The organism is Pseudomonas sp. GD04091, from assembly GCF_029836165.1.
Lineage (GTDB): Bacteria > Pseudomonadota > Gammaproteobacteria > Pseudomonadales > Pseudomonadaceae > Aquipseudomonas.
In genome coordinates this window covers 248520-267201 of record NZ_JAOEBG010000004.1, presented here as the reverse complement: position 1 = coordinate 267201, position 18682 = coordinate 248520, and the positions used below count along the sequence as shown (strand labels likewise).

General features: G+C 68.9%; 20 protein-coding genes. 2 read left to right on the top strand and 18 right to left on the bottom strand.

Translation table 11 applies throughout. From position 1 onward, the window contains the following. Positions 1 to 80: 80 nt before the first annotated feature. From dmpG to N7422_RS07785, 4 genes are read right to left on the bottom strand one after another with little or no spacing between them, the layout of a single operon-like run. The gene (dmpG, locus tag N7422_RS07800) at positions 81 to 1115 is read right to left on the bottom strand and encodes a 4-hydroxy-2-oxovalerate aldolase (protein ID WP_279806001.1); all 1035 of its coding nucleotides are present in this window, start codon (positions 1113 to 1115) and stop codon (positions 81 to 83) included. An 11-nt stretch (positions 1116 to 1126) separates the two neighbouring features. Continuing rightward, on the bottom strand, positions 1127 to 2035 hold the full coding sequence (locus tag N7422_RS07795) for an acetaldehyde dehydrogenase (acetylating) (RefSeq protein WP_279806000.1): 909 nt from the start codon (positions 2033 to 2035) through the stop codon (positions 1127 to 1129). A 15-nt stretch (positions 2036 to 2050) separates the two neighbouring features. Then, the gene (locus tag N7422_RS07790) at positions 2051 to 2842 is read right to left on the bottom strand and encodes a fumarylacetoacetate hydrolase family protein (protein ID WP_279805999.1); all 792 of its coding nucleotides are present in this window, start codon (positions 2840 to 2842) and stop codon (positions 2051 to 2053) included. Then, the gene (locus tag N7422_RS07785) at positions 2839 to 3666 is read right to left on the bottom strand and encodes an alpha/beta fold hydrolase (protein WP_279805998.1); all 828 of its coding nucleotides are present in this window, start codon (positions 3664 to 3666) and stop codon (positions 2839 to 2841) included. The genes N7422_RS07790 and N7422_RS07785 overlap by 4 nt, the downstream gene beginning before the upstream one ends. Positions 3667 to 3848: 182 nt before the next feature. Here N7422_RS07785 and N7422_RS07780 point away from each other — a divergent pair, with 182 nt between their 5' ends. Next, positions 3849 to 4628 (top strand): SDR family oxidoreductase, encoded by a 780-nt coding sequence (locus N7422_RS07780; RefSeq protein WP_279805997.1) that lies wholly within the window; start codon positions 3849 to 3851, stop codon positions 4626 to 4628. A 12-nt stretch (positions 4629 to 4640) separates the two neighbouring features. After that, positions 4641 to 5120, top strand: coding sequence for an SRPBCC family protein (locus tag N7422_RS07775; protein WP_279805995.1), 480 nt, complete (start codon positions 4641 to 4643; stop codon positions 5118 to 5120). Between the two features lie 64 nt (positions 5121 to 5184). Here N7422_RS07775 and N7422_RS07770 read toward each other — a convergent pair whose 3' ends face one another. From N7422_RS07770 to N7422_RS07705, 14 genes are all read right to left on the bottom strand, one after another. Continuing rightward, positions 5185 to 5571, bottom strand: coding sequence for a steroid Delta-isomerase (locus N7422_RS07770; RefSeq protein ID WP_279805994.1), 387 nt, complete (start codon positions 5569 to 5571; stop codon positions 5185 to 5187). Position 5572: 1 nt separating this feature from the next. Further along, complete coding sequence (locus tag N7422_RS07765; RefSeq protein WP_279805992.1) at positions 5573 to 6775, bottom strand: acetyl-CoA C-acyltransferase; 1203 nt, start codon at positions 6773 to 6775, stop codon at positions 5573 to 5575. A gap of 22 nt (positions 6776 to 6797) precedes the next feature. Beyond that, entirely contained in the window at positions 6798 to 7256 is a 459-nt protein-coding gene (locus N7422_RS07760) for a MaoC family dehydratase (protein ID WP_279805991.1), read from the bottom strand. Positions 7257 to 7258: 2 nt separating this feature from the next. After that, complete coding sequence (locus N7422_RS07755; RefSeq protein WP_279805990.1) at positions 7259 to 8041, bottom strand: SDR family oxidoreductase; 783 nt, start codon at positions 8039 to 8041, stop codon at positions 7259 to 7261. A 15-nt stretch (positions 8042 to 8056) separates the two neighbouring features. Then, positions 8057 to 9247 carry an acyl-CoA dehydrogenase family protein gene (locus N7422_RS07750; protein ID WP_279805989.1) on the bottom strand — a complete coding sequence of 397 codons (1191 nt, stop codon included), beginning with the start codon at positions 9245 to 9247 and terminating at the stop codon, positions 8057 to 8059. Further along, the gene (locus N7422_RS07745) at positions 9244 to 10416 is read right to left on the bottom strand and encodes an acyl-CoA/acyl-ACP dehydrogenase (protein WP_279805988.1); all 1173 of its coding nucleotides are present in this window, start codon (positions 10414 to 10416) and stop codon (positions 9244 to 9246) included. The genes N7422_RS07750 and N7422_RS07745 overlap by 4 nt, the downstream gene beginning before the upstream one ends. Before the next feature lie 251 nt (positions 10417 to 10667). Beyond that, positions 10668 to 11543: an SDR family oxidoreductase gene (locus N7422_RS07740; RefSeq protein ID WP_279805987.1), complete on the bottom strand. Its 876-nt coding sequence runs from the start codon at positions 11541 to 11543 to the stop codon at positions 10668 to 10670. A gap of 15 nt (positions 11544 to 11558) precedes the next feature. Further along, positions 11559 to 12707 (bottom strand): acetyl-CoA C-acetyltransferase, encoded by a 1149-nt coding sequence (locus tag N7422_RS07735; protein ID WP_279805986.1) that lies wholly within the window; start codon positions 12705 to 12707, stop codon positions 11559 to 11561. 136 nt (positions 12708 to 12843) lie between these two features. After that, positions 12844 to 13899, bottom strand: coding sequence for an acyl-CoA/acyl-ACP dehydrogenase (locus N7422_RS07730; protein ID WP_279805984.1), 1056 nt, complete (start codon positions 13897 to 13899; stop codon positions 12844 to 12846). A gap of 9 nt (positions 13900 to 13908) precedes the next feature. Next, positions 13909 to 15075 carry an acyl-CoA dehydrogenase family protein gene (locus N7422_RS07725; RefSeq protein WP_279805982.1) on the bottom strand — a complete coding sequence of 389 codons (1167 nt, stop codon included), beginning with the start codon at positions 15073 to 15075 and terminating at the stop codon, positions 13909 to 13911. A gap of 11 nt (positions 15076 to 15086) precedes the next feature. After that, positions 15087 to 15842, bottom strand: coding sequence for an enoyl-CoA hydratase family protein (locus N7422_RS07720; RefSeq protein WP_279805980.1), 756 nt, complete (start codon positions 15840 to 15842; stop codon positions 15087 to 15089). 12 nt (positions 15843 to 15854) lie between these two features. Next, on the bottom strand, positions 15855 to 16922 hold the full coding sequence (locus N7422_RS07715) for a nitronate monooxygenase (protein ID WP_279805979.1): 1068 nt from the start codon (positions 16920 to 16922) through the stop codon (positions 15855 to 15857). Positions 16923 to 16924: 2 nt separating this feature from the next. Further along, on the bottom strand, positions 16925 to 17797 hold the full coding sequence (locus N7422_RS07710) for an enoyl-CoA hydratase (protein ID WP_279805978.1): 873 nt from the start codon (positions 17795 to 17797) through the stop codon (positions 16925 to 16927). Positions 17798 to 17879: 82 nt separating this feature from the next. Further along, positions 17880 to 18671 (bottom strand): ketoacid CoA transferase, encoded by a 792-nt coding sequence (locus N7422_RS07705; protein ID WP_279805977.1) that lies wholly within the window; start codon positions 18669 to 18671, stop codon positions 17880 to 17882. Positions 18672 to 18682: the final 11 nt, after the last annotated feature.

Here is an 18682-nt window from a genome sequence, read left to right as displayed (position 1 = left end):
TCGAGGTCGGCGCCGCGCCCACAGGGATCACACCCGTTTGAGCGCTGTGAGCAAGACAGCGGCTCTCTGGCTCGACTCGTTCAGGTCGGCAACACCCCCCGCGCCCGCGACAGGGTCAGCGCCAGGTCTTCGATCATGTCTTCCTGCCCACCCACCGTGCCGCGCCGCCCCAGTTCCACCAGCAACTCGCGCGCCGCAATCCCGTACTTGAGCTCGGCCCGCTTGGCGAACAGCAGGAACGAGCTGTACACCCCGGCATAGCCCAGGGTCAGGGCATCGCGATCCAGGCGGATCGGTTGATCCATCATCGGCACCACCCGGTCTTCGGCGACATCCATGATCCGGTACAGGTCCACCCCACTGTGCACGCCCATGCGTTCGAGCACCGCGACGAACACCTCCAGTGGGGTATTGCCGGCACCGGCGCCGAGCCCGGCCACCGAGCCGTCGATACGCGCCGCGCCGGCCTCGATGGCGGCCAGGGAGTTGGCGATCGCCATGCCGAGGTTGTGGTGGCCATGGAAGCCCACTTCGGTGTCCGCCTCCAGGCCGTCACGCAGCGCGCCGATCTTCTCGCGGACTTCATCAGGCAGCATGTAGCCGGCCGAGTCGGTGCAGTAGATGCAGTTGGCGCCGTAGCTCTGCATCAGCCGTGCCTGCTCCAGCAGCTTCTCGGCGCTGACCATGTGCGCCATCATCAGGAAACCCACGGTGTCCAGGCCCATCTTGCGGGCCATGCCGATGTGCTGACCGGACACGTCGGCCTCGGTGCAGTGAGTCGCCACGCGAAGGGTCGAGACCCCGTGCTCGTGGGCCATCTTCAGGTGATCGAGGGTGCCGATGCCCGGCAGCAGCAGCGCCGAGACCCTGGCCTGGCGCAGCTGGGGGATCACCGCACTGAAATACGCCTCGTCGCTGTGGGCGGGCATGCCGTAGTTGAGCGACGCGCCACCGAGACCGTCGCCATGGGTGATCTCGATCAGCGGCACGCCGGCGGCGTCCAATCCGGTGGCCACCGCCACCATCTGCTCGAGGCTGATCTGGTGGCGCTTGGCATGCATGCCGTCGCGCAGGCTCATGTCGTGCAGCAGCACGGTCTTACCTTGCAGGTTCATGGTCACGCTCCTCAGCGGGCAGGCAGTTGCAGGGTGCCCTGGTGGGCTTGTTCGGCGAACATCTCGGCAGTGCGCAGGCCGGCGGCGGTCATGATGTCGAGGTTGCCGGCGGATCTGGGCAGGAAGTCGCCCAGCCCCTGGACCTCGATGAAGATCGACACTTTGTTGCCGTCGAACACCGGGCCGTTGACCAGGGTGTAGCCCGGCACATAGCGCTGCACCTCCCTGACCATCTCCAGCACCGAGGCGCGGATGGCCTCCTGGTCGGGGGCGTCGTCGGTCAGGCAGTGGATGGTGTCGCGCATCATCAAAGGCGGCTCGGCCGGGTTGATGACGATGATCGCCTTGCCGCGCCGGGCGCGGCCGACGCTTTGCACCGCACCCGCCGTGGTGCGGGTGAACTCGTCGATGTTCTGCCGGGTGCCAGGGCCCACCGAGCTGGATGAAACGGTGGCGACGATCTCGCCATAGGCCACCGACTGCACGCGCGACACCGCCGCGACCATGGGGATGGTCGCCTGGCCACCGCACGTGACCATGTTGACATTCAGCGCAAGCGTGGCGGCGTGTTCCTCGAGGTTGACCGGTGGCACACAGAACGGCCCGATGGCCGCCGGAGTCAGGTCGATCATGATCACCCCCAGCGCATTGAGCTGGCGGCTGTTGTGCGCATGCGCATAGGCCGACGTCGCGTCGAAGGCGATACGGATATCGTCGTCCAGCACATGGGGCAACAGGCCGTCCAGGCCCTCGGCGGTAGTCTTCACGCCCATCGCCCGGGCGCGCTTGAGGCCTTCGGACTCGGGGTCGACCCCGACCATCCACACCGGCTCGATCCACGCCGAGCGCCGCATCTTCATCAGCAGGTCGGTACCGATGTTTCCCGGGCCGATAATGGCCGCTTTCAATTTCTGGCTCATGGCCTTGCTCCTCGTTCAGGCACGGAACGACACCTGGGCGCTGCCCAGTCCGTCGATGGTCAGGGAAAAACGGTCGCCGGCCCGAACCGGCTCCAGTGGCACCAGCGAGCCCGAGAGGATCACCTCGCCAGCCTTGAACGGAATGCCGAAGGCGCCCAGGGTGTTGGCCAGCCAGGCGACCGCGGTCAACGGGTTGCCCTGCACCGCCGCGCCCAGGCCCTCGCTCAGGGGCTGGGCGTTCTTCCACACACGCATGCGCAGGGCCGGCAGATCGAGCTGACGCGGATCGACCTTGTCCTTGCCGAGCACGAAGACCCCGCAGGAAGCGTTGTCGGCCACGGTGTCCTGGATGCGGATGCGCCAGTCGTGGATCCGCGAGTCGACGATCTCGAAGCACGGCGTGACGTAGTCGGTGGCTGCCAGCACGTCGGCCTCGGTCACCCCGGGGCCCGCCAGATCGTGCTTGAGCACGAAGGCGATCTCGCCCTCGGCGCGGGGCTGGATCAGGCGCTGTTCGGCGAGCGAGATGCAGGCGCCGTCGTCGAACGCCATGGCCTGGGTGATGAAGCCGAAATCCGGCTGGTGCACATCGAGCATGCGCTGCACCGCCGCCGAGGTGACACCGATCTTCTTGCCGACGATGCGGTCACCTGCGGCGACCCGGCGCTCGATGCTGTGCAGCGAGACATGGTAGGCGTCCTCGATGCTGATCTGCGGCCAGCGCTCGGTGAGCGGCGCCAGGGTCCGCCCCTCGCACAGGGCCTGGTAGAGTTCATCGCCGTGCTGGCGACGCAATTGCGCGCTCATGACCGTGCCTGCGCAAGGAACGCCAGGCATTCGCGGTCGAACAGCGCCTGGTGCTCGACCATCACCCAATGGCCGCATTCGCTGAGCAGCACGCAACGGATGCCTCGACAGGCCTGCATCAGGGTGTGCGCGCCGGACACCGGGCAGAACTTGTCGTTCATGCCCCAGAACACCAGGATCGGGCAGCCCAGCTCGCCCAGGCGCCCGGCCATGTTCGGTACATCCATGGTCGAGAGCACGCAGGCCGGCTGATCGACCACCACCGCGACGCGTTCGGCGACCGTTTCGTCATCGATCAGCGCCGGGTCGAACAGTTGCAGGGCCAGCAGCCGCTTCATCCCCGCCGCCTCGCGCAGCTCGCCGCTGGCGAAGGCCGCGGCCATGCGCTGGATGCCCTCCATCTGCTGGTAGTACTGCGCCTTGTCCATCAACCCGCCAGGGGCCATCAGTACCAGGCGCGTGACCCGCGTCGGCTGGCGCAGGGCGATGGCAATGGCGATCGCGCCGCCCAGCGAGTTGCCGACCAGGGCGCAGCGCTGGATGCCCAAGGCATCGAGCAGGCCGAGCAAGGCATCGACGAAGAAGTCCAGGGTGTAGGCGCTGTCGGGCTTGTCCGAGGCACCGTAGCCCGGCAGGTCGGGCACGATCACCCGGTGACCGGCGCTGACGAAGGCCGGATAGTTGCGCTTGAAGTTGCTGTGCCCGCTGGCTCCCGGGCCGCTGCCATGAATGAAGACCACCGGCTCGCCGCTGCCGATGTCGTGGTAATGCAGTTGCAGGCCGCTCGCCAACCTGACCTTGTGCCCTTGCGCTGCTGCGCCCATGGGAAACCTCCCGGCTCGTTGTTGTGCCGGGAGTATCCGCAGCGCCAGCGGTCAGCGGCATCGTCCGTCAAGACTAGGGCGCGTCCCCCTTGCCCAGGGGGCCCGGCTAGTCCTTTCGGACGTAGGCCCGCGCGCCATTGCCGCCTAGGCTCGCGCAATTCCCCGAGAGCCAAGGTATCCCCATGCACGACCCCCTGGATTTTCACGGCAAAGTGGTTCTGGTCACCGGCGGCGGCAAGGGCGTCGGACGCGGAATCACCCGGCGCTTCCTGGCCCGTGGCGCGCAGGTGGTGATCTGCGGCCGCCAGGTGCCGGAACGCCTGCCCAGCAGCGATGGACGCCAGGCCCTGTTCATGCCGTGCGACGTGCGCGACCTGGCGCAGCTGCAGCGCCTGCTGGACGACATCCTCAAGTACTTCGGCCGCCTCGACGTGCTGGTCAACAACGCCGGTGGCGCGCCGTTCGCCGAAGCCGCCAGCGCCTCGCCGCGCTTGAGCGAGTCGATCGTGCGCCTCAATCTGCTCGCGCCGCTCAACCTGTGCCAGCTGGCCTACCGGATCATGCAGGGGCAGGCCGAGGGCGGCAGCATCATCAATATCTGCAGCGTCAGCGCCACCCGCCCCTCGCCCGGCACCGCCGCCTACGGCGCGGCCAAGGCCGGCCTGCTCAACCTCACCCGCTCGCTGGCGGTGGAATGGGCGCCAAAGGTGCGCGTGAACGCCGTCACCGCCGGGCTGATCCTGACCGAACAGGCCGACCTGCATTATGGTGACGAGCTGCAACTGGCCCAGGTGGCCGCGACCATTCCCCTGGGCCGCCTGGCCGATCCCGAGGATATCGGCGATACCTGCCTGTACCTGGCCTCGCCCCTGGCCCGCTATGTCAGTGGTGCCGACCTGGCGGTTCATGGCGGCGGCGAACGCCCCGCCTTTCTCGATGCCGCAAAATCACACGACCGCTGAAGGAGCCCTCGCATGACACCTGTTGCCCGCCACAGCGTGACGCTCGCCCTGCCCCACGGCGACGCCTGGAACAAACTGCGCGACCTGACCCAGGCGCCTCGCTACGTGCCGGGCCTGACCGGCTGCACGCTGCACCCGGGGCCTGAGGAAGGCATCGGTGCCAGTCGGCGCGTACGGCGCAAGGGCGGCCAGTGGCTGGATGAAAGCGTGGTGGCCTGGACCGAGGGCGGCGGCTTCGTGCTCGCCCTGCACAAGGGCGATAACGGCGCGCCCTTTCCTTTCCGCCATGCCACGTTCCGCTACGCGCTGGAGGGTGACGACGCCAGCAGTCGCATCACCATGAGCCTGCACTACCGGTTGCGCGGCGGGCGCCTGGCCGAATGGCTGATGCGCCGGGCGTTCGCCAAGGCGGTGCGGGAGATCGCCGAGAACCTGAAGGCGTACTACGAGAGCGGGCAGACGCAGAATCCAGCCTTCGAAGGCATTCATTGAGCCCTGGGTGAGCGGGCTCACCCGCGACGCGGGTGGCCCCTGCCACAGGATGGCGCGCGCCAGGTCAGCGCGGCGCCACGTTCACCTCGCTCCAGTAAGCCTTCATGCCAACGATCAGCCCCTGTTCGTCGAAGGTCATCACATCGATCACCTGCAGCGAGCAGTCTCGCCCTTGCCACTGCATATCGACCCGCAACGGCATGGCGCCGCAACCGGCATGGGTCACGCAAACCGGCCCGGTCAGCGTCGCGGACACCTTGGCCCGGCCCAGCCCCTGCCGATAGAACGCGGCGATCTGCTCGATACCGCGCAGCGGTGGCTGCCCCACCGGGTCCTCGACGGTGGCGTCCTCGGCGTAGAGCCGCAGGATGCCGTCGATATCCCCGCCATCCACCAGCTGGACATAGCGCTGCATCACCGATCGCACCTGCTCCGGCGCTGGCAGGGCCATCTCAGGCCACCTCGAACAGGGCCGCGGCGCCCATGCCGCCGCCGATGCACAGGCTCACCACCACGTAGCGCACGCCCCGGCGCCGACCCTCGATCAAGGCATGGCCCACCATCCGCGCCCCGGACATGCCGAACGGGTGGCCGATGGCGATGGCGCCTCCGTTGACATTGAGCCGGTCGTTGTCGATGCCCAGGGTGTCGCGGCAGTACAGCACCTGGCAGGCAAAGGCTTCGTTGAGTTCCCACAGGCCGATGTCATCGAGCTTCAGGCCGTGGCGCTTGAGCAGTTTGGGAATCGCGTACACCGGCCCGATACCCATCTCGTCGGCATCGCAACCGGCCACCGCCAGTCCCCGGTAGATACCCAGCGGCTGCAGCCCGCGCTGCTCGGCCAGGCGCGCGCTCATCAGCACCGAGGCCGAGGCGCCGTCCGACAGCTGCGAGGCGTTGCCGGCGGTGACGAAGCGCCCGGCCTCGGTCCACTGACCGCCACCCCACACCGGCTCCAGGGCCGCCAGGCTGATGGCGCTGGTATCGGCGCGGTTGCACTCGTCCTTGAGCAGGGTCACGGCCTCGTGGCGGGTTTCGCCGCTGGCCTTGTCCAGCAACAGCTTGTGCGTGGTCAGCGGCGCCAGTTCCAGGTCGAACAGCCCGGCCTGCTGGGCATGGGCGGTGCGCAACTGGCTCTGCAGGGCGTAAGCGTCCTGCTCCTGGCGGCCGATGCCGTAGCGTTGGGCGACGATCTCGGCGGTCTCGATCATCGGGATATAGGCTCGCGGATCCTGTTCCAGCACCCGCGCGGACTGGTTGCGGTAGGTGTTCTTGTGCTTGTTCTGCACCAGGGAGATCGATTCCAGGCCGCCGGCCACGGCGATGTCCAGCTCGTTGCAGACGATACCCCTGGCGGCGATGGCGATGCTCATCAACCCCGAGGCGCACTGGCGCTCCACCGCCATCCCCGCGACCTGGGCCGGCAGGCCGGCAGCCGTGGCGCACAGGCGCCCGAGGTTGTAGGCCTGGGTACCCTGCTGGGCGGCGGCGCCGATGATCACATCGTCGACCTCGCCCGGCGCGACACCGGCGCGGCGCAGGGCCTCGGCCACCACATGGCCACCGAGGGCCGGTGCCTCGGTGTCGTTGTAGGCGCCACGGAAGGCCTTGCCGATCGGTGTGCGTGCCGTGGACACGATGACTGCTTCGTTCATGCGGGACTCCTTGCTTGGCGTATCACGCCGGGTAATAGCGACTGATGGTGTCGACCACGCAGCCGGGACGGTCCTGGCCTTCGATCTCGACGGTCACGCGGATCACCGCCTGCACACCGCTGCCCACCCTTTCGGTCGACAGCAAGCTGGCGTTGCCGCGCACGCGGGCGCCAACATGCACCACCGACGGGAACCGCACTCGCTCGCAGCCATAGTTGACGCCCATGGCGATGCCGCGCACCTCGATGATCTGCGGCAGGAACAGGTTGACCAGGGCCAGGCTCAGATAGCCGTGGGCGATGCAGGCACCGAACGGGCCCTGGGCGGCGCGCCCGGGGTCGACATGAATCCACTGGTGGTCGCCGCTGGCCTCGGCGAACAGATCGATGCGCGACTGGTCCACGCGCAGCCAGTCGCTCGCACCCAGCGCCTGCCCCACCGCCTCATGCAAGGCCTCGGGGGTGTCGAAGATCCGCGCCATGCTCAGGCCCTCTGGCTGGAGACCGACAGCACTTCGCCGGTCATGTAGGAGCTGTAGTCACTGGCCAGGAACATCATCACATTGGCCACCTCCCAGACTTCGGCGGCGCGGCCGAACGCCTCGCCGGCCGCCAGCCGCTCGAGCACGGCCTGGGGCGCCGAGCGCGAGAGGAAGTCGTGCAGGGCGATGCTCGGGCTCACCGCGTTGATGCGGATGCCGTGCTCGGCCGCCTCCAGCGCGGCGCACCGGGTCAGGGCCATGACCCCGGCCTTGGCCGCGGCATAGTGCGCCTGCTGCTTCTGTGCCCGCCAGCCCAGCACCGAGGCGTTGTTGACGATCACCCCGGCGCGCCGGTTGATCATGTGCGCAAGCATGGCGCGGGTCATGCGCATGGTGCCGGTGAGGGTCACGTCGAGCACCCGCTGCCATTCCTCGTCGGGCATCTCCACCAGCGTGCGCGAACCGCCCAGGCCGGCGTTGTTGATCAGTACATCGACCCCGCCCAGCGCCTGCTCGGCAACCCGCACCAGCTCGCGCACCTGGCCCTCGTCGGTGACATTGCACAGTTGCCCGTGCACCGCCGCCAGTCCCGTCGATTCGCGGATCCGCGCCACCGCCTCCTCCAGGCGAGCGGCGTGTATATCACTGAGCATCAGGGCGCGGCAGCCTTCCTCGGCGGCGCGCTGGGCGGCGGAAAAACCAATGCCGGAACCGGCGGCGGCGGTGATCAGCACCGACTTGCCGCGCAGCAGGCCGTGGCCTGGAACATAGTGGGGAACGGACATGCAAGGACTCCTCGGTCAGGAACGCGCACGCGGCTCCCTGGGCATGCCCAGGGCGCGCTCGGCGATGATGTTGCGCTGGATCTCGTTGCTGCCGCCGTACAGGGTGTCGGCGCGGCTGAACAGGTACAGCGACTGCAGGCGGCTGAGCTGGTACGGCGCGCCCTCGAGCAGCTCGGCCTGGGCGCCGAGCACGTCCATCGCCAGCTTGCCGAGGTTGGCGTGCCAGGTGGACCAGCACAGCTTGTAGATGCTCGCCTCGCGGCGCAGCGAGCCGTCCTGCGGCCCGGACAGCATGCGCAGCGAGTTGTAGCGCAGGATGCGCAGGCCGCACCACGCCTCGGCCAGGCGCTGGCGCAGGTGCGGATCGCGGTCGGCGCCGTTGCCCCGGGCAATGGCGATCACCTCATCGAGCTCGTTATGGAACTGCATCTGCTGGCCCAGGGTGGACACGCCGCGTTCGAAACCCAGCAAGGCCATGGCGATCTTCCAGCCATCGCCGGGCTGGCCGACGATGTTGGCCGCGTCGGTGCGGGCATCGTCGAAGAACACCTCGTTGAACTCCGAGGTGCCGGTCATCTGCTCGATCGGCCTTACGCTGATGCCCGGCTGGTCCATCGGCACCAGCAGGAACGACAAACCATGGTGACCGACGCTGCCGGGCTCGGTGCGGGCCAGCACGAAGCACCAGTCCGAGGCGTGGGCCAGCGAGGTCCAGACCTTCTGGCCATTGATCAGCCAGTCGCCGTTGGCGGCCTGGGCGGCGCGGGTCTTCACCGCCGCCAGGTCCGAGCCGGCGCCCGGTTCCGAGTAGCCCTGGCACCAGAATTCGGTGCCCTGGCGGATGCCCGGCAGGAAGCGGCGCTTCTGCGCCTGGCTGCCGAACGCCGCGATGGTCGGCCCGGCCAGGCCCTCACCGATGTGGCCCATGCGTCCGGGGCCGCCGGCGCGGGCGTATTCCTCGTGAAAGATCACCTGCTGGCTGATCGACAGCCCACGGCCGCCGTGTTCCGTTGCCCAGCCCACGCAGGTCCAGCCGCCTTCGGCCAGCTTGCGTTCCCAGGCCTTGCGCGCCTCGGGGAACATGTGTTCGTCGCCGGGCCCGCCGCGAAAGCGCAAAGGCTCGAATTCGCCCTGCAGGTGCTCGGCCAGCCAGGCGGCGACTTCCAGGCGAAAGGCCTCGTCCTGGTCAGTGAAACGGATCTTCATGCGTGCTCCCCGATGATCAGGTCGGCGATCTGGCGCAAATGCCAGGCCGGTGCGCCGAGCAAGCTCTCGCTGGCCCGGGCGCGTTTGAAATACAGGTGCGGGTCGTACTCCCAGGTGAAGCCGACACCGCCATGCAGCTGGATCGACTCCGCCGCGCAGTGGAAATACGCCTGGGAGCACTGGGCCTTGGCCAGTGCCGCGGCCAGCGGCAGCTCGGCGGCCACTTGCCGGTCGCCCGCGCCATCGAGCGTTTCCTGGGCCACGCAGGCGGCGTAGTAGCTGGCCGAGCGGGCGCACTCGACCTGCAGCATCATGTCCGCCGCACGGTGCTTGAGGGCCTGGAAACTGGCCAGCGGGCGGCCGAACTGCTGGCGCTCCTGCAGGTAGGCCACGCTCAGGTCCAGTGCCTGCTGAGCACCGCCGACCTGCTCGGCGGCCAGGCCCACGCAGGCCAGGCGCAGCACATCCTGCAGCACGGGCCAGGCCTTGCCGGCCTCGCCAAGCAGGGCGTCCGCGCCCACGTACAGGTTGCGCAGGCCGACCTTGCCCAGCCGGCGGGTCTGATCCATCGTCGGTTGCCACTGGCGCGCCAGCCCCGGCTGCCCAGCTTCGACCAGGAACAGGCAGACCCCCTCGTCGCCTTGGCTGTCGGCCAGGCGCGCGGCGACCACCAGCAACTGCGCGCTGTGGCCGTCGATCACCTGGGCATGCTCGCCCTCAAGCACGTAGCCATCGCCTTGCGCAGTGGCCGTCACGCCGACGCCCTGGGGCGTCCAGCCGCCGCCATCACCCCAGGCCAAGGTGGCGCCCAGCTCGCCTGCGGCAATGGCCGGCAGCCAGCGCTGCTTCTGCGCCTCGCTGCCGGCCAGCAGCAGTGCCGGGGTCGCCAGGCACGCCGTGGCGAAGAACGGCGAGCAGTACAGGCGCCGGCCCATCTGTTCGAGGAGGATCGCCAGCTCGACGAACCCCAGGCCCAGGCCGCCGTAGGCCTCGGGGATATGGATGGCCGGCCAGGCCAGTTCGCCGCAGACACGCCGCCAGAGGCCGGCGTCGTACCCGCTTTCGCTGACCATGGCCGCGCGCACGGCGGCGCAGCCGCTGACATCGGCGAGGAAACCCTCGGCCGATTCACGGATCATTTCCTGTTCGTCGGTGAATGCAAAGTCCATCGCGGCGTCTTCTACTCGTCTGCCTCAGGTGGCGCTGAGTGTGGCCGGATGGAGGGGCGGTAGAATCGGCCGATCGGACTAGGGGCGTGCGCAGGACGGCCACTGGCTGCATGAGCAACAGCCTTGTGATGCCGGCACCGGCCTCTGGCCGGCAAGCCGGCGCCCATAGCCGCGCGGGCGGCGCGTTGCTAAAAAAACCGCGCCACCCTGGCATGTGGCGCGGTTCGCCAATCAGGCGGGAAAACCTCGACTCAGGTGCCGTAGACCTTCTGCGCCGGCACCGCGCTCTGCAACAGGCCGGCCACCGCCGCGCCCACCTCGGCCACCGCCCAGCGGCCCTGGTTGTCGACCTGCGGGCCGCGCCGCCAGCCATCGGCGATGGACAGCTTGCCGCCCTCGACCTCGAACAGCTGCCCGGTGACCCCGGCCGAGTCCACCGACCCCAGCCACACCACCAGCGGCGCGACGTTCTCCGGGGCGAAGTGGTCGAAGCCCTGCTCCGGCTGCTTCATCACCTCGGCGAACACCTGTTCGGTCATGCCGGTGCGCGCCGCCGGGGCCAGGGCGTTGACGGTGATGCCGTAACGCGCCAGCTCCGCCGCCTGCACCAGGGTCAGGGCAGCGATACCGCCCTTGGCCGCGGCGTAGTTGGACTGGCCGATCGACCCCTGCAGACCGGCGCCGGAGCTGGTGTTGATGATCCGCGCGTCCACCGCCATGCCCTGCTTGGCCTGCTCGCGCCAGTGGCGCACGGCATGGCTGGCGAGGCAGAAATGCCCCTTCAGGTGCACCGCCATCACGGCGTCCCAGTCCGCTTCGGTCAGGCTGGCGAACATCCGGTCGCGGCAGATGCCGGCGTTGTTCACCAGCACGTCGACCCCGCCGAAGGCGTCCAGGGCCGCCCGCAGGATCAGCCCGGCGTCGGCGTAGTCGGTGATGTCGCCGCTGTTGGCCAGGGCCTGGCCGCCCTGCGCGCGGATCTGCGCGGCCACCGCCTCGGCGGCCTCGCGATTGATGTCGTTGACCAGCACCCTGGCGCCTTCGGCGGCGAATGCCAGTGCATAGGCCCTGCCCAGGCCGCCCCCGGCACCGGTGATGATCACGCTTCGGTTGTCACAACTGCGCATGCTGCTCTCCCGCGCCTACAGGCGCTCGATAATGGTCACGTTGGCCTGGCCACCGCCTTCGCACATGGTCTGCAGGCCATAGCGCCCGCCCGTGCGCTCCAGCTCGTGGAGCAGGCTGCACATCAGCCGGGTGCCGGTGGCGCCCAAGGGGTGGCCGAGGGCGATGGCGCCGCCGTTGACGTTGGTCCGGGCGTGTGGGTAGCCGGTCTCCTCGAGCCAGGCCATGGCCACCGAGGCGAATGCCTCGTTGATCTCGACCCGGTCGATGTCCTCCAGGCGCATGCCGGCGCGTTCGAGGGCATGGGCCGTGGCCGGGATCGGCGCGGTGAGCATCCACAGCGGATCGTCGCCGCGCACGCTCATGTGGTGGATGCGTGCCCGGGGCGTCAGGCCATAGCGTCTGAGCGCCGCCTCGGAGACGATCAGCAGCGCGCTGGCGGCATCGCAGGTCTGGCTCGACACCCCGGCGGTGACCCGGTCGCAACCGAACAGCGGCTCCAGTTCGGCCATCTTGTCCAGGCTGGTATGACGCGGCGTCTCGTCGTGCACGACCCCGGCCAGCGGCACGATCTCGCGATCGAAGTGGCCCCGCTCGATGGCGCGCAGGGCGCGTCGGTGGGATTCGAGCGCATAGGCTTCCAGAGCCTGACGACTGAGCTGCCAGCGCTCGGCGATCATCTGCGCCGCGCGGAACTGCGTCGGTGCGGTCGCGCCGTAGCGGCGCACCCAGCCCTCGGAGCCGGTGAACGGGTCCGTGAAGCCCAGCGGCTCGGCGGCCGTCATGGCCGACGAGATGGGGATCTGGGTCATGGTCTGCACACCACCGGCGATCACCACGTCCTGGGCGCCGCTCATTACCGCCTGGGCGGCGAAATGCACCGCTTGCTGGGACGAACCGCACTGGCGGTCGATGGTGGTGCCGGGCACCGCCTGGCTGAGCCCGGCGGCCAGCCAGGCGGTGCGGGCGATGTCGCCGGCCAGCGGGCCGATGGTGTCGACGCAGCCGAAGATCACGTCGTCGTAGTCGTCGTCGGCGATCGGGTTGCGCTCGACCAGGGCGCGCAGCACATGGGCGCCCAGATCGGCGGCGTGGATATGGGCCAGGCCGCCCTTGCGCCGCCCGGTGGGCGTGCGCAGGGCGTCGACGATATAGGCTTCGGGCATGTTCTAGCTCCTGAAACAAAAATGCTGGGATGTAGCGGACCTGTGGCAGCGGGTTTACCCACGAAATTGACAGCGCGGTGCATGGCCCGGGCCACGCCCGTGTTCGCGGGCAAGCCCGCGCCCACAGGGGATGGGTTCAGAACGTGGTGCCGGCGCCGATCACCCGGCCATGGTCGAACAACGCCTCGCGCAGTCGTGCCTTGTGCAGGGCCGCATCGCCCCAGGCCTTGTCCAGGGCCCAGGCGCGCTTCATGAACAGTTGCAGGTCGACCTCCCAGGTGTAGCCCATGGCGCCGTGTGTCTGGATCGCGTTGCGCGCGGCCAGCAGGGCCGCCTCCGAGGTGGCCAGGCGCGCATGGGACACCGCCAGCGCCTGGTCCGCCGCGCCGTTGGCCACGGCATGGGCGGCGCGGTACAGCGGCCCCTTGGCGAACTCGATGCGTACGGCGACATCCGCCATCAGGTGCTTGACCGCCTGGAACGAACCGATCGGCTTGCCGAACTGCTTGCGCTCGAAGCTGTAGTCCACGGCCAGGTCCACCATACGCTTGGCCAGGCCCAGCAACTGAGCGGCACAACCCAGGGCGCCACGTTCGAAAGCACCGGCCAGCAACTGCCTGGCCCGTTCGCCCCGTGCCACGCAGGTGGCTGCGCTGGGCGTCCACAGCACCTGGAACAATTGCCGACTGGGGTCGACCGACGGATTGCGCACCAGCTCGACGGCCTCACGCGGCACTGCGTGCAGTGCATCGTCATGGCCGAGCAGCAGCAGGTCGGCGACATGCGCGTCGGCGACCAGCGGGTTGCCCGGCTCGACCACCGCCAGGCGTGCCCGCCCCGCGGCCACTCGCCCCAGCCAGTCGTGCTTGAGCGCGTCATGCGCCGTGTCCAGCTCGGCCAGCAGCGGCACGGCCACCAGCATCGTCTCGACCAACGGCTCGGGCAGCCCGGCATAGCCGCACTCCTGGGCCAGCAGGACGAAATCCAGCGGGCCCATGCCCAGGCCCCCATGAGCCTCCGGCACGGTCAGCGCGGTCAGGCCCAGTTCCACCAGCTGCGCCCACAAGCGGTCGCATCGTCCACTGTCGGTCTGCCACAGTGCGCGGATGCGCTCGGGGGTCACTTCGTTGAGCAAAAAGCCGCGCACGTTGTCCTGAAAGAGCAACTGGTCGCTGTTGAAACTGAAGTCCATGGTCTCTCCTCAGGCACGCGGCATGCCGAGCATGCGTTCGGCGATGATGTTGCGCTGGATCTCGTTGGTGCCGGCGTAGATCGGCCCGGCCTGGGCGAACAGGAAGCCATCCAGCCACTGGCCGACGTCACGCGCCAGAGGCGCTTCGGGCAGCAGTTCGGCGCACTGGCCGAGGATGCTCATGGCCGTCTCGTGCATGCGCAGGTCCAGCTCGGACCAGAAGATCTTGTTGGTCGACGATTCCGGACCGATACGCCCGCCCTTGACCAGCTTCGAGGCGGTCATGTAGGTGGACTGGGTGTACGCCTCGGCATCCAGCCAGGCGCGCATCACCGCCTCGCCGATGGCCGGATCGCGATCGGCCGCCTCGCGGTTGTCCCGGTACAGCTGCAGCAGGCGCCGCGCGGTTTCCTGAAAACGCGCCGGGGAGCGCAACATCAACCCGCGCTCGAAACCGGCGGTGGACATCGCCACATGCCAACCCATGCCTTCGCCGCCCAGGGCGTTCTCCACCGGCACACGCACATCGTCGAAGAAGATCTCGGCGAAACCCGGCAGGCCGTTGAGCTGCGGGATCGGCCGCACGGTGATGCCGGGCGTGTCCAATGGCACGAGGATGAAGGTGAGACCGTGGTGGCGCTGGGAGCCGGGGTCGGTGCGGAAGATGCCGAACACCCAGTCGGCCCACACCGCGCGGGTCGACCAGGTCTTCTGGCCATTGATCACGTAGTGGTCGCCGTCGCGCTCGGCGCGCGAACGGATCGCCGCCATGTCGGAGCCGGCGCCGGGCTCGGACCAGCCCTGGGCCCAGATGTCCTGGCCGGTGGCCATGCGCGGCAGGAAACGCGCCTTCTGTTGCTCCGTGCCGTACTCCATCAGGGTCGGCCCGAGCAGGAAGATGCCATTCTGGTTGACCCGTGCCGGCGCGCCGGCACGGTAGTACTCCTCCTCGAAGATCAGCCACTCGATCAGGTCGCAGCCACGTCCGCCCAGGCGCGTGGGCCAGGTGACCATGCCCCAGCGCCCGTCGTTCAGGCGCGCCTCCCAGGCACGGTGGGCGGCGAACCCCTCTTCGGTGTCGAACGACGGCAGCGCTTGCGCCGGCACGTTGGCCAAGAGCCAGGCCCGTGCCTCGGCGCGAAAGGCCTGCTGGCCGGTGGTGTAGGTCAGGTCCATGTCCGCCCTCCTCAGCCGTTGAAGTTCGCGTCGCGCTTCTCGACGAACGAGTCGCGGGCTTCCTGGGAATCCTGGCTGCGGTAGGCCTCGAGGGTGAAGCCCTGCTCCCAGCGGTACTTGCCTTCCAGATCGCCGTCCTCGATGCCGTTGAGCGCCTCCTTGGCCAGGCGGATCATCGCCGTGCTCTTGGCGGCGATGGCCGCGGCGATGCCCATGGCCGCCCCGCGCAGCTGCTCGCGGGGCACCACGCGCTCGACGGCGCCCAGGCGGTAGGCCTCGGCGGCATCGATCATCGCGCCGGTGAAATACATGTGGCGCACCTTCTGCACCGGGAACAGGCGTTGCAGGTGGGCGCCGCCGCCCATGGCGCCACGGTCCACCTCGGGCACGCCGAAGCGCGCGCAGTCGGCGGCGACGACGATGTCTGCGGCGCCGCAGATGCCGATGCCGCCACCCAGCACGAAGCCATGCACGGCGACGATCACCGGCACCGAGTTGCGGTGCACGGCCTTGAAGGTGTCGTAGTTGCCCTTGTTCACCGCGACGATCAGGTTGTCGTCGGCGGCCAGTTCCTTGATGTCGACGCCGGCGCAGAAGCCACGGCCTTCGGCGCGGATGACGATGACCCGGACCCGCGGATCCTGGCCGAGGGCCTGCAGGCTGCTGGCGATGGCGGCCCAGCCCTGGCGGTTGAAGGCATTGACCGGGGGATGGTCGAGGACCATCTCGGCGATACCGTTGTCGATGCTGACACTGAACGCTTGCATTGCGATTCCCCCTTACGAAAGTCGGCGACACAGCGCGCCCAGGTGCCGCTCGGCGTCCCGGACGATCTGCTCTATCAGTTCGGCGCAGCCCGGCAGGCTGTCGATACCGGCGGCCACCTGGCCAGCCGGCAGCACGCCCTCGGCGGGCAGGCCATCGACCATGGCCTTCTGGATCACCATCGGCGCGTTGGCGGCCATCAGGCTCTGGGCGGCGCTCAGCTCGCCAGCCCGACGCATCTTCAGTGCGCCGCCCAGCAACTGGCCCAGGCTGAGCCCCGTGTACCGGCGGTAGGCCAGGCCGCTGCGTACCGCCAGCAACCAGCGGCGTAGCGCGCCGCCGGACTCCAGGGCATCGAGCAGTTCGTTGCGGATCATCCGCTGCGGCAGACCGTCGAGGGCGCGGCTGACGATCACCGCCGCCGGGTCGTCGACCGCCAGGTAGCGCGCCAGGGTGGCCGGCGGCACCGGGCTGTCGGCGCTCATCAGAAAGCGCGTGCCCATGGCGATGCCGTCGGCGCCCTGGGCCAGGGCACCCGCCAGGCCGCGGCCGTCCTTGAAGCCTCCCGCGGCCACCACGGGCACATCGACCGCGTCGAGCACCTGGCCCAGCAGCAGCGCGGTGGGTATCGCGCCGGTGTGGCCGCCGCCCTCGCCGCCCTGCACGGTGACCACGTCGGCGCCCATCTCCACGGCCTTGCGCGCATGCTTGAGCGCGCCCACGGTGGGCATGCAGACCACCCCGGCGTCCTTGAGCCGAGCGATCATCTGCCGGCCCGGCGAGCGGCTGTAGCTGACCGCGCGTACCTGGTGGCGCAACACCAGCTCGACGATGTCGGCGGCGTTGGCCTGGTACATGTGGAAGTTGACCCCGAATGGCTGCTCGGTCAGGCGCCGGGTCTCGAGGATCGCCGCCTCCATGTGCCGGGGTTCGATGGTCGCCCCGGCGAGAAAGCCGAAGCCTCCGGCGTTGCAGGTCGCAGCCACCAGGCGCGGGTCGGCGACCCAGCCCATGGCGGTCTGCACGATCGGGTAGCGGCAACCGAGACGTTCGGTCAGGCGGGTCGCCAGCGACACGGTCATGCTCAGGCCCTCCCCGGTTCGCGCTGGGCGTTGGCCATGGCCTTGGCGTCGTAGCCACCCAGACGGTCGCCGGACACCAGCTCGTTATGGGCATGGGCGAAATGATGCAGGCCGAACACCATGTCCATGGTGGCGCGCTTGCCCATCAGGTCTTCGGCGTTGTTCAACGCCTGCTTGCTCAGTTGCAGGCCCAGGCGCGGCATCTGCGCGATCTGCGCGGCCATGGCCAAGGTTTCCTGCTCCAGCTGCTCGCGCGGCACCACGCGGTTGAGCATGCCCATCTGATAGGCACGCGCCGCGGGCATGGGGCCGCCGAGAAAGAGGAACTCCTTGGCGATGCGCGGGTTCAGCTCGTGGGCGTGGGCGAAGTACTCCACCCCCGGAATGCCCATGCGCACCACCGGATCACGGAACCAGGCATCGTCGCTGGCGACGATCAAGTCGCAGACCCAGGCCAGCATCAGGCCGCCGGCGATGCAGGCGCCCTGGACCATGGCGATGGTCGGCTTGGGCATCTCGCGCCAGCGCCGGCACATGCCCAGGTACACCTCCTGCTCGCGGGCATAGAGGAACTCGCCGCCGGGCTTGCCGACATGGTCGTACCACAGGCTGACACGCTCGAAGCTCTGCTCGACGTCGCGCCCGGGCGTACCGATGTCGTGGCCGGCGCAGAAGTGCTTGCCGGCGCCGCGCAGCACGATGACCTTCACCGTGTCGTCGGCGCAGGCGCGGGCGAAGGCGGCGTCCAGGGCATAGGTCATCCGCGAGTTCTGCGCGTTGTGGTACGCGGGACGGTTCATGGTGACCAGGGCCACCGCGTCGCGGACCTCGTACAGCACCACCTCTTCGGCTTCTTCAGTGTGTTGCGTGTTCATGATCGTGACTCCGGATAGAGGTGTCGGGCCTTGTCTGCTCAGGCACAGACCAAAAACCCAGTTGGCGGGTTGCCCAGCAGGTTCAACGCTGGCCCGGCGGGTTGTCCTTGAGCTGGCTGGCGCGCAGGTCGTGCGGGTCCAGACGCTGGATCAGGCGCAGCTGCGCCTCGCTGGGGGCCACGGTGACCGGCACCTGGTCGGGCACATGCAACGCGAAGCCCGTGTTGTCCCGCACTTCGTCCAGGCTCACCCCAGGGTGCAGCGAACGCACCCGCACCTGGTGCCGTGGCCCGAGGAAATCGAGCACGCACAGGTCGGTGACGATCAGGCGGATGTCGATGTCGTCCAGCGACCAGCCACGGGCCAGGCGCGCCGGGTTGTAGCCCACCGAGGCGACCATGTCGCACTCGCCCTCGACGAACACCCGGCGGTTGTGGCTGGGCACGTAGAACGAGTTGGCATGGCTGATGGAGTTGCCTGGCAGCCCGCGCACGCCGAGCATCTGCGCCTTGGGCCGGGCGTAGTCGCCGATGCAGGAAAGGTTGGCCTGGCCGAATCGGTCGACCTGGATCGGGCCGATCATCGCGTGGCGCTTGCCGCTCCAGACGTTGTCGAAGATCCGCGAGAAACCCATCCAGCTGTCGCACTTGGGCTCATGACCGTTGCGCGGGCCGACCGGCACCGGCTCGGCGACCATGTAGGCTTGCGAGTCGGTCATCATCAATCGCGGGTTGTTGTCGAGCATGCTCAAGGACGCGGCAAGACGCGGGATCACGCCGATGCCAGTGGCCAGCACCTCGCCGTCGTGGCGCCAGGCCTCGGCGGCGGCGCAGATCATCAACTCGGCGAGGCTGTACGGGGTTGCGATGGTCATGGGCGTCCTCG

Coding starts and splice junctions, on each gene's coding strand:
- dmpG (WP_279806001.1), bottom strand. CDS start 1,115: ATGAACCTGCAAGGTAAGACCGTGCTGCTGCACGACATGAGCCTGCGC.
- N7422_RS07795 (WP_279806000.1), bottom strand. CDS start 2,035: ATGAGCCAGAAATTGAAAGCGGCCATTATCGGCCCGGGAAACATCGGT.
- N7422_RS07790 (WP_279805999.1), bottom strand. CDS start 2,842: ATGAGCGCGCAATTGCGTCGCCAGCACGGCGATGAACTCTACCAGGCC.
- N7422_RS07785 (WP_279805998.1), bottom strand. CDS start 3,666: ATGGGCGCAGCAGCGCAAGGGCACAAGGTCAGGTTGGCGAGCGGCCTG.
- N7422_RS07780 (WP_279805997.1), top strand. CDS start 3,849: ATGCACGACCCCCTGGATTTTCACGGCAAAGTGGTTCTGGTCACCGGC.
- N7422_RS07775 (WP_279805995.1), top strand. CDS start 4,641: ATGACACCTGTTGCCCGCCACAGCGTGACGCTCGCCCTGCCCCACGGC.
- N7422_RS07770 (WP_279805994.1), bottom strand. CDS start 5,571: ATGGCCCTGCCAGCGCCGGAGCAGGTGCGATCGGTGATGCAGCGCTAT.
- N7422_RS07765 (WP_279805992.1), bottom strand. CDS start 6,775: ATGAACGAAGCAGTCATCGTGTCCACGGCACGCACACCGATCGGCAAG.
- N7422_RS07760 (WP_279805991.1), bottom strand. CDS start 7,256: ATGGCGCGGATCTTCGACACCCCCGAGGCCTTGCATGAGGCGGTGGGG.
- N7422_RS07755 (WP_279805990.1), bottom strand. CDS start 8,041: ATGTCCGTTCCCCACTATGTTCCAGGCCACGGCCTGCTGCGCGGCAAG.
- N7422_RS07750 (WP_279805989.1), bottom strand. CDS start 9,247: ATGAAGATCCGTTTCACTGACCAGGACGAGGCCTTTCGCCTGGAAGTC.
- N7422_RS07745 (WP_279805988.1), bottom strand. CDS start 10,416: ATGGACTTTGCATTCACCGACGAACAGGAAATGATCCGTGAATCGGCC.
- N7422_RS07740 (WP_279805987.1), bottom strand. CDS start 11,543: ATGCGCAGTTGTGACAACCGAAGCGTGATCATCACCGGTGCCGGGGGC.
- N7422_RS07735 (WP_279805986.1), bottom strand. CDS start 12,707: ATGCCCGAAGCCTATATCGTCGACGCCCTGCGCACGCCCACCGGGCGG.
- N7422_RS07730 (WP_279805984.1), bottom strand. CDS start 13,899: ATGGACTTCAGTTTCAACAGCGACCAGTTGCTCTTTCAGGACAACGTG.
- N7422_RS07725 (WP_279805982.1), bottom strand. CDS start 15,075: ATGGACCTGACCTACACCACCGGCCAGCAGGCCTTTCGCGCCGAGGCA.
- N7422_RS07720 (WP_279805980.1), bottom strand. CDS start 15,842: ATGCAAGCGTTCAGTGTCAGCATCGACAACGGTATCGCCGAGATGGTC.
- N7422_RS07715 (WP_279805979.1), bottom strand. CDS start 16,922: ATGACCGTGTCGCTGGCGACCCGCCTGACCGAACGTCTCGGTTGCCGC.
- N7422_RS07710 (WP_279805978.1), bottom strand. CDS start 17,797: ATGAACACGCAACACACTGAAGAAGCCGAAGAGGTGGTGCTGTACGAG.
- N7422_RS07705 (WP_279805977.1), bottom strand. CDS start 18,671: ATGACCATCGCAACCCCGTACAGCCTCGCCGAGTTGATGATCTGCGCC.